The sequence below is a fragment of the Myxococcales bacterium genome, from assembly GCA_016712525.1.
Lineage (GTDB): Bacteria > Myxococcota_A > Polyangia > Polyangiales > Polyangiaceae > JAAFHV01.
Map to the genome: position 1 here is coordinate 283,590 of JADJQX010000006.1, position 15,332 is coordinate 298,921.

The window sequence follows — 15,332 nt, forward strand, 5'->3', positions numbered from 1 at the left end:
CGGCCGCGGGCTGAGCGTAGGGATTGGCGGTTTGGGCCTGGGCGGGCTGAGCGTAGGGGTTGGCGGTTTGGGCCTGGGCGGGCTGAGCGTAGGGATTGGCGGTTTGGGCCTGGGCGGGCTGAGCGTAGGGATTGGCGGCTTGGGCCTGGGGGCGAGCGAGGGATTGGCGGCTTGGGCCGGGCGGGCACAGTGGCAGCTTGGCCCTGAGGGGGCTGGCCGTAGGGATTGGCAGTTTGAGCCTGAGGGGGCTGGCCGTAGGGATTGGCGGCTTGAGCCTGAGGGGGCTGGCCGTAGGGATTGGCGGCTTGAGCCTGAGGGGGCTGACCGTAGGGATTGGCGGTTTGAGCCTGAGGGGGCTCCGCGTAAGGGCTCGCCTGAGCGGGGGTCGCCTGAGCGGGCTGGGAGTAGGGATTGGCGGTCTGGGCTTGAGCGGGCTGTGCGTAAGGCATGCCGGGGGTCGCTGGCTGCGGGGGCTGACCGTAGGGGCTCGCCGGTTGCGCCGCGGCGGGCGGAATCGGTGCGGATCCAGCCTGGGGGCCCGCGGGCTGGCCCTGACTTGGCGCGGGCAGTCCCGCGCTCGCCGAGGCCGGGCGGGCCGAGAAGGCCGCGGCCTGTTCCGCGCTGGCCGGGCCGCCCGTGAGCGGAGGGGAGGGGCCGTCCCCAGGGCCCGCGCTCGCCGGCGTCGCGCTGGCGGCCGCCGCGCCCGGAGCTTCCCCGCGGAAGCTCGGCGGTGGAGGTACGGGGATGTAGGGATCGGGTGTGGTGCCGGTCATGGCGAAGCCCGCCGACGCGGGCTCGGGCGATGGCGCCGCCCCGAGGCCGGGCGACGTGACGGCGGGCGCCTGCGGGGCGAGCTCCTTCGGATCGGTCGTCGTCGCGAGCGGAGATGCGGCCGGAGAGGCCCCCGGCTTCGGGGGAGGCGCCCCGAACTGCGCGAGCAAGTTGGGCATGGCCGAGAGAGGCACCGTCGCGTTGATGGGCTTCTTCGGGGCGGGCTTCGCTTCGGCGGGGGCCGACGGCTCGGACGGCGGGCTCACGAGCGGCAACGAGGTGTTGTCGGGCATCGCGGTGCGCGCGAGGGGATCGACGTCACCGCCGGGCCGGCTCGGAGCTTCGGGGGCATCGCCCACGGGAGAGCCACACGCGGAACAGAACTTCTTCGAGCCGATGAGCTCGGCGTTGCACTTCGGGCACGTCGTCATGGGATGTCGAATGCTCGCACGCGCGCCGCGCGGTGCCAACGCCGGAGCCGCGGGGCGCCGGGGGGGCCCGCCGCCGGGGGGGGGGGCCCCGCCACACTCACCCCCAAAGCGCTCGAGGCAGCCGCTCGCGCTCAGCGCGCCCTGTCGGAGCTCCTTCGGACCTCGATTCTCCCTGTAAATCCGCCGAGATCCACGTCGAGCGAGCGCTCGAGGGCGAGCCCCGCTGCCTCGGCGACCTCGTCGAGCGCCCGGCTCGGAGAGACCCAGACGAGGCGCCCCCCGGGGGCGAGCGCGCGTCCGATCTTCTCAATCACCTGGCTCAAGAGAGGGGCATGCTCGCCGCGGATGCGCCGACCGAGCGGCGGGTTCGTGAGCACGGTCGTGAGACCCGGAGGCACTGGCGCCTCGAGGGCATCGGCGCAGACGAGTGAGATCGCGCGATCGACCTGTGCATGATGCATGTTGGTGCGCGCGGCCTCGAGGGCGCGCGGGTCGAGGTCGGTACCGAGCATCGACGCGTACGGCCCGAGGAGCGCGCGCTCGACGAGCTCGGTGCCCGACCCGCAGAACGGGTCCCACACGACGTCCCCCGGGGCGGGACACGACAGCCTGGCGAGCGCCGCCGCGATGGTCGGGTGGGACGCGGCGGGGACGTCGGCCTCTCGGTAGGCGAAGCGGTGCGCGAGCACGTCGCGAGGCTCGATGGCGAGCTCGATGCGCTCTCCGCGCTCGGCGACCCGCACCGTGAACGCGCTCGCGCGAGGGTCGTTGAGCCACGGCCCCGGGTTTTCGGCGACGGCCCGCGCGACGTCGAAGATGGCCGCTCTCCCGTAGCCTCGAGGGAGCTCGAGTCGAAACCTCGCGCGGTCTGCGCCCTGGGAGAAGGCGCTGGCGACGGCGCGGCTCTCCGGGGCGTCGAGCAGCTCCGCCACGCGTGCGGGCAGGGGGACGCCCGCGCGCCTCGGGGCGTCGACGACGAACGCGAGCGCCGTCGTGACGCGGGCCGCCGCGAGCTCCGTGAGGTCCCCCGAGGCGACCACCGTGACGTGTCCCTTCGCGGTCGCCACGACCGACGCGCCGCGGGCCGCGAGCTCCTCGGCGAGCACGCTCTCGAGGCCGTCGCGGCAGGTGCACCGGACCGTCGCGCGGTCGAAGCGTGCCGTACCGGCCGACGTGGTCTCGCGCGCCGTGGGGCGGCTCACCGTTCGCTCGAGCACGAGGCGGGCCTTGTCGAGGACGCGCTTCGTCTCGGCGTCGGTCGTGCGCAGCGCAGCGAGAGCCTCGAGTGTCCGCCCTGTGCCCACCTTGGCCGCGGCCTGCGCGAAGGCGCGAACGTCCTCCTCGCGGGTGGCCGACGCCAGGGCCTCGAGCAGCGGCCCTTCGCTCCCCTCGGGCCACACCTTCGCGAGCGAGGTCGCGGCCCACCGTCGCTCTTTGCCGGTGGCGTTCGTCAGGCGAAGGAGGAGGTAGGCGCGGGCCTCTTCGCTGCGCGACGCGCCCAACGTGCGGGCGACACGAAAGGCCTCACGCTCCCCCGGGGGAGCTCGCCTCGCGGCTTCCACGAGCGCGCGTGCGCCTGCCTCACCCGCCCGGACGAACGCGCCCTCGGCTCGATCGGCGAGGGCCTCGTCGGGCCCGGCCAACAACTCGTAAAGTCCCGAAAAGTCACGCTTTCCTGGCGTGAAGCCCGGGTCGTCGATGCGCTCCGCGAGGGGCCTGTCCAGCATGGGCGCCGTTCTCTATCACTCCTCCCGTAACCTACGAGGGTGTTCGCACGTAGTGTGTCCGGAGGAAGGCGCATCCGGTCACGGAGCGCGACATCGAACCCACCATGAACGAGCTCAAACCAAGCATGGGGCGCCGCGTCTTCTTGGGGGCGCTCACGGCCGGCACCGTCGTCTCGGTGCTCGGCGGCGCCCACTACGTGCTCGCGAGCGAGGAGGACGAGCGGCGCGCCCGAGAGACACGCCGCCCCGACGGGCGCCCGAGGTTGCCCCCGGGGCAGTATCTCCTTCGTCAGCTCAAGCCGATGGGAGGCACCGAGGGGGATCCGAGCCCCGGCGCGTTCCGCCTCCGGGTCCACGGTGACGTCGAAGCGCCGTTCACGATCGATTTCGCCGAGCTCCTCCGGATGCCTCAGATCGATCAGACGTGCGACGTGCACTGCGTGACCAAGTGGTCGGCCCTCGACGTGCGCTGGACGGGCGTGCGTGTCGCCGATCTCGTCGCTCGCGCGAAGCCCAAGGCCACGGCGCGCTATCTCGTGTTCGAGGCGGCCGCGGGCTACACCGCGAACCTCCCGCTCCGCGACGCGCTCCAGCCCAACGTGCTCGTGGCCCACAAGCTCCACGGCGCGAGCATCCCGCGGCCGCACGGCCCCCCGGTGCGCGCGCTCGTCCCCGACCTCTACTTTTGGAAGAGCGCGAAGTGGCTCCAGGGCATCAAGATCGTCTCACGGGACGAGCCCGGCTACTGGGAGACGCGCGGGTACCACAACCACGCCGACCCCTGGAAAGAAGAGCGGTATGGCTGACGCCCCGACCGAGGCTCCGGCAGCCCCCGAAGCCGACGCGCGCCCCGACACGCTCGCGAAGAAGCGCCCCGGCACCCGCTCTTCGTTCGCCTTGAGGCCCTGGGTTCGGGCAGCGCACCGCGATCTCGGCTACCTCGCCGTCGGGCTCACCCTCGTCTACGCGACGAGCGGCCTCGCGGTGAACCACCTCACCGACTGGAAGGACGGAGACGCAAACTTCTCGAGCTACTCGGTCGACGTCGACACGGGCCCGCTTCCTGCGAAGACGGGCGACGCCACCAAAGACGACGAGGCCCTCGCGGCCGCCGTCGCGAAGCGCCTCGGCATCACCGTCGCGCCTCGGGAGGTCTATCGGGTCGACCCGACCAAGGTCGACGTCACCTTCGAGCGGCGCACGCTCCACATCGACGAGGCTCGCCAAGTCGTCACCGACGAAGGCCAAAAACCTAGGTTTTTCCTGCGGATAGCCAACTGGCTCCACCTGAACCGCGGCAAAAAGCAGTGGACCTACTTCGCGGACGCGTACGCCGCGGGGCTGCTCGTGCTCGCGATTTCGGGCCTCTTCATGATCCCGGGCAAGAAGGGGCTCCTCGGGCGCGGCGCGGTGCTCGTGGCCGTCGGGATCGCCGTCCCCGTGCTCTACGTCGTGCTCTCGGGCGGCCCCTGACACGATCACGAAAGGGCCAGCCCCTGGTGGAGCCGGCCCTCGCGCGGAGCCCCTCGATGGTTGCAGAGTACAGCCAGCGTTCAGGCTGCTAGCTCACCACGGGAACCACTCGCGGGGGATCTTCTGCCAGGCGGTGGGGCGGCGCGGATCGCCCTCGGGGAGCACGAGCGAGCCGACGAACTCGGCGTGCTCGTAGACGCTGCCGATCGAGCGCGAGATGCTGTCGAGGTCCGTGTCGCTCACGACGCCGTTGCTCGTGGCCTTGTAGAACTGCACCGTGACGCGCACCGGGAACCGCGTGTCGCGTTCGAGCTTGAGGCCGCGCGCTTCGTCGAATTTCCCGAGGTTCGGGCCATGTCCGAGCACAGCCTGCTCGACGTCGCTCCTCCTCCGCCCGGCGCCCTCGTCCTCTTGCATGGGGGCGGCCGCGGCGGGTGCGCCCTTCGCCGCCCCACCGAGTTGCCCGAACCCACCGCCTCCCGGGCCCCAGCCCCCGCGGTTGGGCCGCGGAGCCTGAACGAGCGGCACCTGAACGAGGAAGAGCACGTCGGCGCCCTTCGCGAGGGCCGATTTGTCGTCTTCGGTCTTCGGGCCACCTTGGGCGGCGATGCGGCCTTCGACGTCTGATTTTCGCTCGCCGGTGAACGCGGCGCGCTGCCCGCCGTTGTTGAAGTAGAGCTCCTGGCCCCAGCCGACCGCCGTGGCCTCTTCGCCCCGGTTCTCGACGACCTGGATGCTCGTCCCCTGGCGCGTCACCAAGATCGAGAGCACCGCGGGCGAGCCCGGGAACGACTGGTAGTTGAAGAGCACCGGGTTGAACTCCACCTTGCCGGTCTTCGGGATGGGGAGGAACACGGCCTGCGCGCTCACGAGGAAGTGCGAGTCGCGCGCGGCGAGCAGGTTGCCCGAGCCGAGCAGGTTCGAAGGCGCGGTCATGAACTTGCGAACGTCGCGGAGCACGTCCGAGAGCGGCACCGACGAGAGCGCGCTCCCCTCACGCTGGTTGCCCACGCGAACGAAGAACTTGTCGGCGGGGACGTCTCCCGTGCGGTCGGAGAAGTTCGGGAAGCGCATCACCGGCATGACCGCCCCGGTGAAGCCGCGCTCGTCGCGCATGCGCACCTGGAGCGAGAGATCGGAGATGTTCGGGCCGACCGAGGAGCCCACCGAGCGCCCCGTGTCCTCCCACGCGACGTTCACGACCGAGAGCCCGCGCCGCGAGACCCGCTGCGTGAGCTCGGAGTCGTTCGGCATGCCGACGACCTTGTTCACCGTGGCGCGGAGCTCTTCTTGGGCCGTGCGGTCGCGGATGCCCCACTCGCCCGGCTCGGGCTTCGGTCCGTCGTTCGTGGCGAGCGGCATCGCGCTGCCAGGTGCTCCCGTGGTGGGCGGCGCCTGGACCACGATGATTTTCTCGCGGGTGCACGCGGCGAAGAGGGTGACCGAGAGCAGAGCCGCGAGGCCAAGTGTCCTGAACATTTGAGAAATCCTAGGGTTGGGCGCCCTCCGCCGTGCGTAGCCGGGGGAGCGGGAGTGTGCAGGATACGACGCACGACGATCGCGTTGGATCTCCCGTTGACCGCGCGAAACGCAGGGTGTCTCTTTCTAGCCCATGTCCACGACCCTCCAAGGCAAGACCCTCTTCATCACCGGCGCGAGCCGTGGCATCGGCAAAGCCATCGGCCTCCGCGCGGCGCGCGACGGCGCCAACGTCGTCATCGCGGCCAAGACGGCCGAGCCCCACCCGAAGCTCCCCGGCACGATCTACACGGCCGCCGAAGAGATCGAGAAGGCGGGCGGGAAAGCGCTCCCGTGCCTCGTCGACGTGCGAGACGAGGACCAGGTGAAGGCCGCCGTGAAGAAGGCGGTCGACACGTTCGGTGGCATCGACGTCCTCGTGAACAACGCGAGCGCCATCAGCCTCACGGGCACGCTCGAGACGCCCATGAAGCGCTTCGATCTCATGCACCAGATCAACACGCGCGGCACGTTCCTCTGCTCGCAGGCGTGCATCCCGTACCTCGAGAAGGCCGAGAACCCGCACATCTTGAACCTCGCGCCGCCGCTGAAGAGCATCACCGAGGCCAAGTGGTTCGGGCCTCACGTGGCCTACACCATGGCGAAGTTCGGCATGACCTTGTGCGTGCTCGGCATGGCCGAGGAGCTTCGCTCCAAGAAGATCGCGGTGAACGCCCTCTGGCCGCGCACCGTGATCGCCACGGCCGCCGTGCAGAACCTGGTCGGCGGCGACGACGTCATGAAGGGGAGCCGGGCGCCCGAGATCATGGCCGACGCGGCGTACGTGGTGCTCACCCGCAAGAGCACGGACGCGGGCAACACCGGTCAGTACTTCATCGACGACGAGGTGCTCGCCTCGGCCGGCGTGACGAACCTCGACGGGTACCAGAGCGTGCCCGGGACGGACCTCATCCCCGACTTCTTCGTCTGACGGCAAGGAGCCGCCCTTCTTAGGAGCGCGAGCCGTGCCTTCGAGGCAAGGTGAGCCGCGGTACGGCCCCACCCCTCGAGCCGACCGTGACACGGGTGCGACATGCGCGCATCAAAAAAAAGCCTTGACGGAAATACACCTTGAAGGTGCCCGGTTCTGCGCCAAGACTCCGGGCGAAACTCGTCAGGATTTTGCCGAAGAACGCTCCGATTGGAGACATTGTCGACCATGCACACCGACCAAGAGCCCACCACAAGCTTCGATACGCGCGATCGCCGCATCGCCCAAGACTCGCGCTCGGGCGAAGTCGACCGTCGAGGCCTCGAGCTCGCTCTCGTCGACGCCCTGTCCGACATCCTCCGCGACGAGGCCGCTCGCGCGAACCAAGCCTCGCGGCACTGATCGGTCGAAGGGATCCGTGATGCGTCGCTTCGGTACGGTGGGGGCTTTCGTGGTCGGCGGCCTCGTGGCGGCCGGCTGTGCCGTGGGCGTCATCGGAGATCCAGGGAGCGAGAGCGACGGAAGCGTGACCGAGGCCGACGGTGGCCCGGCCGACGCCCCCACGACGACGCGGCCCGACTCCGGTGGCCCGAAAGACGCCATCGCCGACAGCCCGAGCCCGGCCGACGTGGTCGTGCCGCCGGTCGACTCGGGCGGAGACGCAGGCGGATGCACCGGGGCGCTCGTCATCAACGAGGTCCAGACCGAAGGCACGGACGCGAACCACGAGTTCGTCGAGATCTACAACCCGACGCCGTGCGACGTGTCCCTCGAGGGGTATGCCCTCAAGTACAGCTCGGGCGGCAGCTCCACGCCGAGCACGTTTTTTACGGGCCTCGTGAGCCACAAGGTGCTCGCTCGCGGGTATTTCGTCGTGGCCTCGTCGACGTTTCCGGGCCCCAAGACCGCGACCTACACGGGCGGCACGATGGCGGCCGACAACGGTCAGGTCGGGCTGTTCGACAAGCTCGGCGCGCGGGTCGACGCGGTCGGCTACGGGACGCTCACGGGCGCGAAGCCTCTGACCGAGGGGAACGCGGCTCCGACGCCGGGCGCCGTGGGCAAGTCGATCCAGCGCATCCCGAACGGGAGCGACACGAACAACAATCAGGTCGACTTCCGGTCGGCCAACGCGACGCCGAACGCCTCGAACTGAGCCGGGCGCCCTGAGCCGAAGGGGCGGTGGGTGGGCGTGGGGTGGTGGGCGTGGGGTGGTGGGCGTGGGGGTAGTGGCCGCGGGGCGACCATGCTCTTTCGGCATGCCGTTGCGCGTTATGTGAGTCTTCTCATAGAGATGGCGCGAACGTCGGTCGTTCTTTTTGACCGCTCGACGGGCCATGCATGACTCTATGCGCTGTTTCGTGTCTTTTCGGCATGCCGTGTTGCATCAAGTGATTGATCTCATAGAGATAGCGCGAACGTCGGTCGGTTCTTTCGGGCCGTCTGTCGGATCGGCCGGTCGCCCCTCCCGACCTCAGCCCTGGCCCTTGTTGGCACCGGCGCACGGGGGCGACACGAGCGCCTCGGGCAGCGCCGCCCACTCCGCCGGCGTGCGCGACGTGATGGCCACCGCGTGGAGCCCCTTCGCAAGCTCAGCCTTGAGCGCCCCGTAGACGGCCTGGTGCCGTGCGATGGCGTTCTTGCCGGCGAAGGCCTCGGACACGATCACCACCTTGAAGTGCGACTCGGCGCCCGGCTTCACGGCGTGCGCGTGGCTCTCGTCGATCACCTCGAGGTGCGTGGGCGCGAGCGCCCCTTCGAGCGCGGAGGCGATGCGTTCTTTGCGGCTCATGAAGCCTCCATAGCGTGAAACCCGACAAAAACAGAACGGGCCGCCAACCTCGCGAGGTCGACGGCCCTTCCGTTGCGTCCCAGCCGTCAGCCCTCGAGGTAGGTGCGCAGGCGGCGGTGCTCCGAGGGGAGGCGCAGCTTGCGGAGGGCCTTGGTCTCGATCTGGCGGATGCGCTCGCGGGTGAGCGCGAAGCTCTCGCCCACCTCTTCGAGGGTGTGATCACGCGGCTCGTCGATGCCGAACCGGAGCCGCAGGATCTTCTCCTCGCGGGGGGTGAGCGTCTTCAGAAGCTGGCGAGTTTGCTCGTGAAAACGCATCTTGGCGTAGGCATCGTCGGGGGAGTGCGAGCCGTCGTCGGGGATGAACTCTCCGACGCTCGCCTCGCCCTCGGCGCCGACCGGCGTCTCGAGGCTGATGGGCTCACGCGCGATGCGCAGCACGGCGCGGACCTTGTCGACCGGGAGGCCCGTGCTCTCGGAGAGCTCCTCGGGCGTGGCCTCGCGGCCGTATTCCTGGAGCAACGAGCGGCTCGTCCGCGTGAGCTTCTGCAGGTTCTCGAACATGTGGACCGGCACGCGAATCGTGCGGCCCTGGTCGGCGATGGCCCGCGAGATCGACTGGCGCACCCACCAGGTGGCGTACGTCGAGAACTTGTAGCCGCGCTTGTACTCGAACTTGTCGACGGCGCGCATGAGGCCAATGTTGCCCTCCTGCACGAGGTCGAGGAGCTGGAGCCCACGGCTCGTGTGCTTCTTGGCGAGCGACACGACGAGGCGAAGGTTCGCCTCGACGAGCTGCGCCTTGGCGTTCTCTGCCTTGCGCCGACCGGCCTCGATGTCCGAGAGGGTGCGCTTCAGGCGCTTTTTGGCCGTAGCGGCGCCCGTGGCCTGCACCTGCTGGCGCAGCTTGCGGGCGATGCGAGAGACGACGGTCTGGTCGAGGCGAATGCCCTCGAGAGCCCCGACGACCTTCGCGCGCACTTTTTGCGTGTCGGTCACGCGCTCGCCGCGGACGTAGAGCTCGAGGAACGCCTTCTCGAGGAGACGCGCGGTGCGTTTGACGGCCGCGTCGTCGAAGGCCTCCTCTTCCTCGACGTTTCGGAGCACGTCGCGGAGCTTGAGCTTGCCCTTCTCGAGAGATTGGCCCACCTGCGCGAGCTCACGGGCGGCCGCTTCGGAGTCGACGATGGCCTCGACGATGGAGCGCTCGCCCTCTTCGATTTGCATGGCGAGCTCGACCTCGCCCTCGCGGGTGAGGAGCGGGACCTTGGCCATGCGACGGAAATAGAGATCGACCGCCTCTGCGCCTTCGGCCGGGGAGGGCGGGGCGGAGATGGTGGCGACGGCCAGGGGAGATTTCGTTTGCTTTTTCAAGGCGTTACTCCACGCACGGCGGGCGGGGGCACGATCCGAGCCCGATTGGAACGGAGGGACAAGGGAGACCCGATGTCGTGCGCTTCTCTTGGGGCAATTCGTCGAAGTGGCCAGTGGTCGTGCTGGCTCGAGGACCATAACCACGTTTCGGAAACGCGCTCGATCTGCCAATCCTTCCCGAAAAGTGCGCGACGAGCGGGTTCGTGGGTGGTTTTCCTGGAAACGATCACCCTGGGTCGTCGCTCGTGGCGGGCCGAGTGTGACGCTCGGGGTACGCACGACCGACACGGGAGGTTTCGTCAGGTTCCCGTCAGGGGAGGCGCGCTTCGACCCGGAGGGCCGCGTCGAGCCGGTCTAAATACGTAGGTCGAGGCACTTCGATGCACCCGAGCGACGCGAGGTGGCGATTTTGCACCTGCACGTCGAAGAGCACGAACCCCCCGGCCCGGAGCCGCTCGACCAGGCTCGCGAAGGCGATCTTGGAGCAGTCGGTCTCTTTGTGGAACATCGACTCGCCCGCGAACGCCCCGCCGATCGCGATGCCGTAGATGCCGCCGACCTGCCGCCGCGGGGTCGTGCTCGTGTCCCACACCTCGACGCTGTGGGCCCAGCCGAGGGCGTGGAGCTCGAGGTAGCCGGCGAGCAGGGCCGGGGTGATCCAGGTCCCCGTCTCGGCGCGGGTCTCTCCGCACGCGCGAATGGTGCCCTCGAAGTCCTCGTCGACCGTGACGGTGTAGGGGTGGTGCCGCAGCGTGCGGCGAAGGCTGCGCGACCAGTGGGGCTCGGCCTCGATCGGGAAGATGGCCCGCGGGTTCGGCGAGAACCACAGCACCATCGGGTCGCCCGTGGGCGAGGTGTGCGGCCAGGGAAACACCCCCCGCCGGTAGGCCTCGAGCACCGTGTAAGGCCGAAAATCCTCGCCGATCGCGACGACCTCACGGCGGCCGAGGCGCCTCGGATCGGGGAACGCGATGGCCGTCTTGGGCGGCTCGATGGGCGGGAACGGGACGGGCACGAGCCCCCGGAGGGTACCTTCTGGGCGCGCGCATGGCGAGCCGAGAGGGGACCGGGTCGTCACCCGCGCATCGCCCCATCCGCCGGCTCCTCGGCTATTGGCCGACGAACGAAGCGAGGCACGCGGACCGACGGTCCGACCCCCACTCGGCCCCCGGAGCCGAAGCTCCGGTGGTCCGTAAGGAAGCACCCCGGCTCTCTTCGGGGCACCTCGTCGTACGGCGGTCGCGGGCGCTTCTTCCTCCCCCGGAGAAAAAAAACGGGCCCCTCGGAAGAGGGACCCGCCTTCGTCGCACAAGTGCTCGATTCGTATGTGGTTATCGCCGAATCCCGTACACGAAGCTCGGTTTCGGCTCGCGGAGGACACGCTCGGCGATCGTGGTGTGGAGCGGGCTCTTCGGGGCCTTGGGGGCGCCCGCGTGGGTGAGGACGAGCTTCTCGCCGCGGGCCTTGTCGCCGCGGCCCTTGATGCCCGCCACGTCCTTCATGAGCTCCTCGATGGCCTTGGGCATCTTGCCGAGGTCGATCGAGAAGCAGCCCATGTCCTTGCCGTTGGCGGCCTTCTTCTGCGGGTCGAACGAGATGGCCTTCTTGGCCATGAGCTCGCCGAGCTGGATCGCCGCGAGCTGGCTGTAGTTCTTCGGGTGGCCGTCGTCCGAGTACATGCCGCGCGAGATGTGGCCGAAGGCCCAGAAGACGTCGCGGATGTGGGCGCGATCGGCCTCGGCGCGGGTGATTTTGCCCTTCGTCACGAGCCAATCGGTGAAGTAGAGGGCCGCGGTCTGGGCCTTGAGCTCCTCGAGCGTGGACGCGAGCGGGCCGCCGAACTGGTCGCGGTCGATCTTGCCTCCGACCTTGTACTGGTGCGCCGGGCCGAGGTTGTGCGCCGCCTCGTGGAGCACGGTGCTCATGAGCTGCGGCTCGGGATCGGTCGTGTAGAGGTTCATCACGTCCGGGCAGAAGAGAGACTCGGCCGTGGAGCGCTGCGCGGCGAGGCTGTCCGGGTCGGTGTAGAAGTTCGTCATCGCGACGGTGCGGCCTCGGCCCTCGTTGGCGACCGGGCCGAAGTTCGGGAGCGACTGGCCGATCGTGGCGCCGAAGGGGTTTCGCGCGTCGCCCGCGTTGAGGACGATGTCGACGAAGTCCGGGAGCTTGAACGAGACCTCGCGCGCCTTGTACGGCTTGCCGGCGAGGGCGGCGAGGGCGCGCTCCATGTCGCCCTTCATCGGATCGAGCTTGTCCTGCCAGGCGATCGACTTCGTGTTGATGAAGCCGAAGCTCGTGTGGAAGAGCGCCTTCGTGCTGCACGGCTCGGCGTAGACCTCGTCGGCCGAGATGCGGAGGTAGTACTTCGAGTTCTTCACGCCCATCTTGGCCCAGGCCTCGTCGGCCGAGAACCACGAGCCGTCGTCGAAGGCCTTGGCCTGCGCCTCGAGGTAGGTGCGGAGGCTCTCTTCGCCGTCTCCGAGGGCCTTCGCGGCGGCGCGGAGCTCGCGCGCGGCGATCGCGAGGTCGGCCTTGTAGTGCACGTGGTACGGCTCGGCGCGGAGCTTGTCGCCGTCCTTCACGACGACGGTGTACGGGTCGACGAGGGCCTTGTCCTTCTTGGCGAGCTCCTCGCAGAACTTGGGCTTCGACAGCTCGCTCTCCGGGTAGAGGCCGGAGACCTTCGTGGGGGCGCCTGCGACGATCGGGATGGCCGAGCAGGCCGGATCGTTCTGCGTCGCCGGGGCCTCGCACTTCGGGCCTTGGTTGCGGAAGAAGAGCGCGGCGCTCGCGGTGTCGCCCTGCGGGACCTTCGCGCGGAGCCCGTACGTGCCCATCTGCGTCTGGTAGAGGCGCTCCATGACCTCCACCGCGGCGAGCAGGTGATCCAAAAACTCGAGCTCTCCCGCGGGTTTACCGCGAAAGTCGGAGAGCACGAGCGTGGCGCGGCCTTGCGCGAGCTCCTTCACGACCGAGGCACGTCGCGCGGCCTCCGTCGGGTCCTTGGGGGCGGGGCCGAGGTCGCCGCCGTGGCGCGCCACGATCTTCGTCTGCGCGTCGTAGAAGGCCTGGGTGAACGACGTCGGGTTCGTGGGGCCGTTCGACTGCCCCTCGACGACGTACGTGTCGCGGGAGACGCCCTTCGGCGCGTTCCAGGTCACCGCGAGCTCCGCCGGGTCGATCGCGCCGTTCCCGTCCGTGTCGGCGATCCAATAGAGGGGGAGATCGAGCTCCACGGCGAGGCGGTTCCAGTCCTTTCGCGGGACCGCGCTCGTGCTCGGGCGCGGGGGAGGCGGGGGCGTGGAGGCGCTCGGCGTCGGCGCGGCGCTCGGCGTGGGCGGAGGTAGCGTGGGCGGGGCCTTGGGCGGATCTTCGCAGGCGGTCGTTGCGGCGGAGAGGGCGAGAACGAACGAAAGGCCGAGACCCGTGCGTCGGAGGAGCGTCATGCGCGGACTCTCGCGGGCCTTTTCCCCGAGGTCAATCGTCTCAGGACATTTTCGGGAGACGGTGGGCGGCCGATTCCGTAACCTCGGAGGCTCGGGCCCGGTTGGAGGTGCCCCCCGCATGTTCGACGGTGAAATTCGCGATCGCGTGGATCGACTCGAGCTGCCCTGGAATGAGTTCGGGGTCGACCCGTACGGCATCTCGAAGGACCACCTCGCCGTGTTCTTCGGTCTGCTCGAGCCGCTCTACCGGCACTATTTCTCGGTCGAGGCGCGGGGGCTCGCGAACGTGCCGAAGCGGGGGCGTTGCATGCTGATCGGGAACCACTCGGGTGGCATCGCGATCGACGGCGCGATGGTCATCGCCTCGATGTTCCTCGAGATGAACCCGCCGCGCCTCGCGCAGGGCATGGTCGAGAAGTTCTTGAACACGCTGCCGCTCGCCTCGCAGTGGTCGAACCGCACGGGACAATTTACCGGGCTCCCCGAGCACGCCGTGCGCCTGCTCGAGGACGAGCGCCTGCTCATGGTGTTCCCCGAGGGCGCGCGTGGCACGGCGAAGCTCTACAAAGAGCGCTACAGCCTCGTCGCGTTCGGCACGGGGTTCATGCGGCTCGCGCTGCGCACGAAGACCCCGATCGTGCCGCTCGCGTTCCTCGGAGGTGGAGACGCCGTGCCGACGATCGCGAACTCCGAGTGGCTCGGGAAGCTCGTGGGCGCGCCGTACGTGCCCATCACGCCGTACGGCGTGGCGCTTCCGCTCCCGGTGAAGCTCGAGGTGGTGTACGGCGAGCCCATGTTCTTCGAGGGCACGGGCTCCGAGGACGACGTCGTCATCGCCGGATACGTGGAGCGGGTGAAGGCCGAGATCGCGCGCATGCTCGAAGAGGGCCGCGTCCGTCGGCGCGCAGGAGGTGGGGCATGAAGGTCCTCGTTCCAGGCGTCACGAGCGCCGTAGGTCGCCGCCTCGCGCGCGAGCTGCTCATGCGCGGGCATGACGTCATCGGCATCGATCGAAGGCCCTTCGGAGCGGCCATGGACGGCCTCGAGGTCCACCAGGTCGACATCCGCAAGCGCGGCGCCGAGGACGTGTTCCGCCGCGTGCGCCCCGACGTGGTCGTCCACATGGCGACGGTCACGCACCTGCTTCGCCAGAGCGAGGATCGCTACCGCATCAACTTGCAGGGTACACGCGCCGTGTTCGAGCACACGCGCGCGTACGGCAACGGGCACGTCATCTTCGTGGGGCGCCACACGTTCTACGGCGCCGCGCCCGACTCGCCGCTCTACCACGGCGAGGACGAGCCCCCGATGGCGCTCGCGTACTTCCCCGAGCTCGCCGACCTCGTGGCCGCGGATCTCTACGCGGGCACCATGCTCTGGCGCCACCCTGAGCTCACCACCACCGTGCTGCGCTTCTGTTACACGCTGGGCGAGTCGGGGCACGGCACGCTCGCGACGTTCCTCCGCGGAGGCGGCGACCGTGTGCCCATGGTGCTCGGGTACGATCCGCTCTTTCAGTTCATGCACGAGGACGACGTCGTGAAGTCGCTCCTCGCGACGATCGAGAAGAAGCCTCGCGGGGTGTTCAACGTCGCCGGACCGCAGCCCGTGCCGCTCTCGGTCGTCGTCCGCGAGACGGGCCGCAAGCCGACCCCGATCCCCGAGGTGCTCTTCGCGGGTGTGCTCGGCCGCTTCGGGTTGCCCCGCCTCCCGCGTGGCGCGCTCGGCCACATCAAGTACCCCGTGGTCATCGACGACAAAGCCTTCCGCCTCGCCACGGGCTACTCCCACGACGTGACCGAGGGCGACGCCATGCGCGAGTTCCGTAGGGCGTTCCCGCCCATGACGCGCGGCTAAACGAACACGAAAA

13 protein-coding genes are annotated in these 15,332 nt (G+C 69.4%); 7 read left to right on the forward strand and 6 right to left on the reverse strand.

All coding sequences use genetic code 11. The features are described 5' to 3' along the window. Positions 1-1,333: 1,333 nt before the first annotated feature. On the reverse strand, positions 1,334-2,929 hold the full coding sequence (locus IPK71_13120) for a methyltransferase domain-containing protein (protein ID MBK8214673.1): 1,596 nt from the start codon (positions 2,927-2,929) through the stop codon (positions 1,334-1,336). Between the two features lie 104 nt (positions 2,930-3,033). Between IPK71_13120 and IPK71_13125 the strand changes: the two genes are divergently transcribed. Then, positions 3,034-3,735, forward strand: coding sequence for a molybdopterin-dependent oxidoreductase (locus IPK71_13125; protein MBK8214674.1), 702 nt, complete (start codon positions 3,034-3,036; stop codon positions 3,733-3,735). After that, positions 3,728-4,402, forward strand: a complete 675-nt coding sequence (locus IPK71_13130; GenBank protein MBK8214675.1) for a PepSY-associated TM helix domain-containing protein — start codon at positions 3,728-3,730, stop codon at positions 4,400-4,402. Before IPK71_13125 ends, IPK71_13130 begins: the two co-directional genes overlap by 8 nt. Positions 4,403-4,495: 93 nt before the next feature. On the opposite strand, the gene IPK71_13135 is transcribed toward IPK71_13130, so the two are convergent. Then, positions 4,496-5,881: a hypothetical protein gene (locus IPK71_13135; protein MBK8214676.1), complete on the reverse strand. Its 1,386-nt coding sequence runs from the start codon at positions 5,879-5,881 to the stop codon at positions 4,496-4,498. A gap of 133 nt (positions 5,882-6,014) precedes the next feature. Between IPK71_13135 and IPK71_13140 the strand changes: the two genes are divergently transcribed. From IPK71_13140 to IPK71_13150, 3 genes are all read left to right on the forward strand, one after another. Further along, positions 6,015-6,851, forward strand: a complete 837-nt coding sequence (locus tag IPK71_13140; protein ID MBK8214677.1) for an NAD(P)-dependent oxidoreductase — start codon at positions 6,015-6,017, stop codon at positions 6,849-6,851. Between the two features lie 228 nt (positions 6,852-7,079). Next, positions 7,080-7,253, forward strand: a complete 174-nt coding sequence (locus IPK71_13145) for a hypothetical protein (GenBank protein ID MBK8214678.1) — start codon at positions 7,080-7,082, stop codon at positions 7,251-7,253. A gap of 19 nt (positions 7,254-7,272) precedes the next feature. Beyond that, the gene (locus tag IPK71_13150) at positions 7,273-8,007 is read left to right on the forward strand and encodes a lamin tail domain-containing protein (protein MBK8214679.1); all 735 of its coding nucleotides are present in this window, start codon (positions 7,273-7,275) and stop codon (positions 8,005-8,007) included. Positions 8,008-8,325: 318 nt separating this feature from the next. On the opposite strand, the gene IPK71_13155 is transcribed toward IPK71_13150, so the two are convergent. From IPK71_13155 to IPK71_13170, 4 genes are all read right to left on the reverse strand, one after another. After that, positions 8,326-8,643, reverse strand: a complete 318-nt coding sequence (locus IPK71_13155) for a BolA family transcriptional regulator (protein ID MBK8214680.1) — start codon at positions 8,641-8,643, stop codon at positions 8,326-8,328. 86 nt (positions 8,644-8,729) lie between these two features. Continuing rightward, positions 8,730-9,917 carry a sigma-70 family RNA polymerase sigma factor gene (locus IPK71_13160; protein ID MBK8214681.1) on the reverse strand — a complete coding sequence of 396 codons (1,188 nt, stop codon included), beginning with the start codon at positions 9,915-9,917 and terminating at the stop codon, positions 8,730-8,732. A gap of 409 nt (positions 9,918-10,326) precedes the next feature. Beyond that, positions 10,327-11,031: a leucyl/phenylalanyl-tRNA--protein transferase gene (locus tag IPK71_13165; GenBank protein ID MBK8214682.1), complete on the reverse strand. Its 705-nt coding sequence runs from the start codon at positions 11,029-11,031 to the stop codon at positions 10,327-10,329. Positions 11,032-11,347: 316 nt separating this feature from the next. Beyond that, complete coding sequence (locus IPK71_13170; protein MBK8214683.1) at positions 11,348-13,462, reverse strand: hypothetical protein; 2,115 nt, start codon at positions 13,460-13,462, stop codon at positions 11,348-11,350. A 118-nt stretch (positions 13,463-13,580) separates the two neighbouring features. Between IPK71_13170 and IPK71_13175 the strand changes: the two genes are divergently transcribed. Both IPK71_13175 and IPK71_13180 read left to right on the forward strand, forming a co-directional pair. After that, positions 13,581-14,384: an acyltransferase family protein gene (locus IPK71_13175; GenBank protein ID MBK8214684.1), complete on the forward strand. Its 804-nt coding sequence runs from the start codon at positions 13,581-13,583 to the stop codon at positions 14,382-14,384. Beyond that, positions 14,381-15,319 (forward strand): SDR family oxidoreductase, encoded by a 939-nt coding sequence (locus tag IPK71_13180; protein MBK8214685.1) that lies wholly within the window; start codon positions 14,381-14,383, stop codon positions 15,317-15,319. The genes IPK71_13175 and IPK71_13180 overlap by 4 nt, the downstream gene beginning before the upstream one ends. Positions 15,320-15,332: the final 13 nt, after the last annotated feature.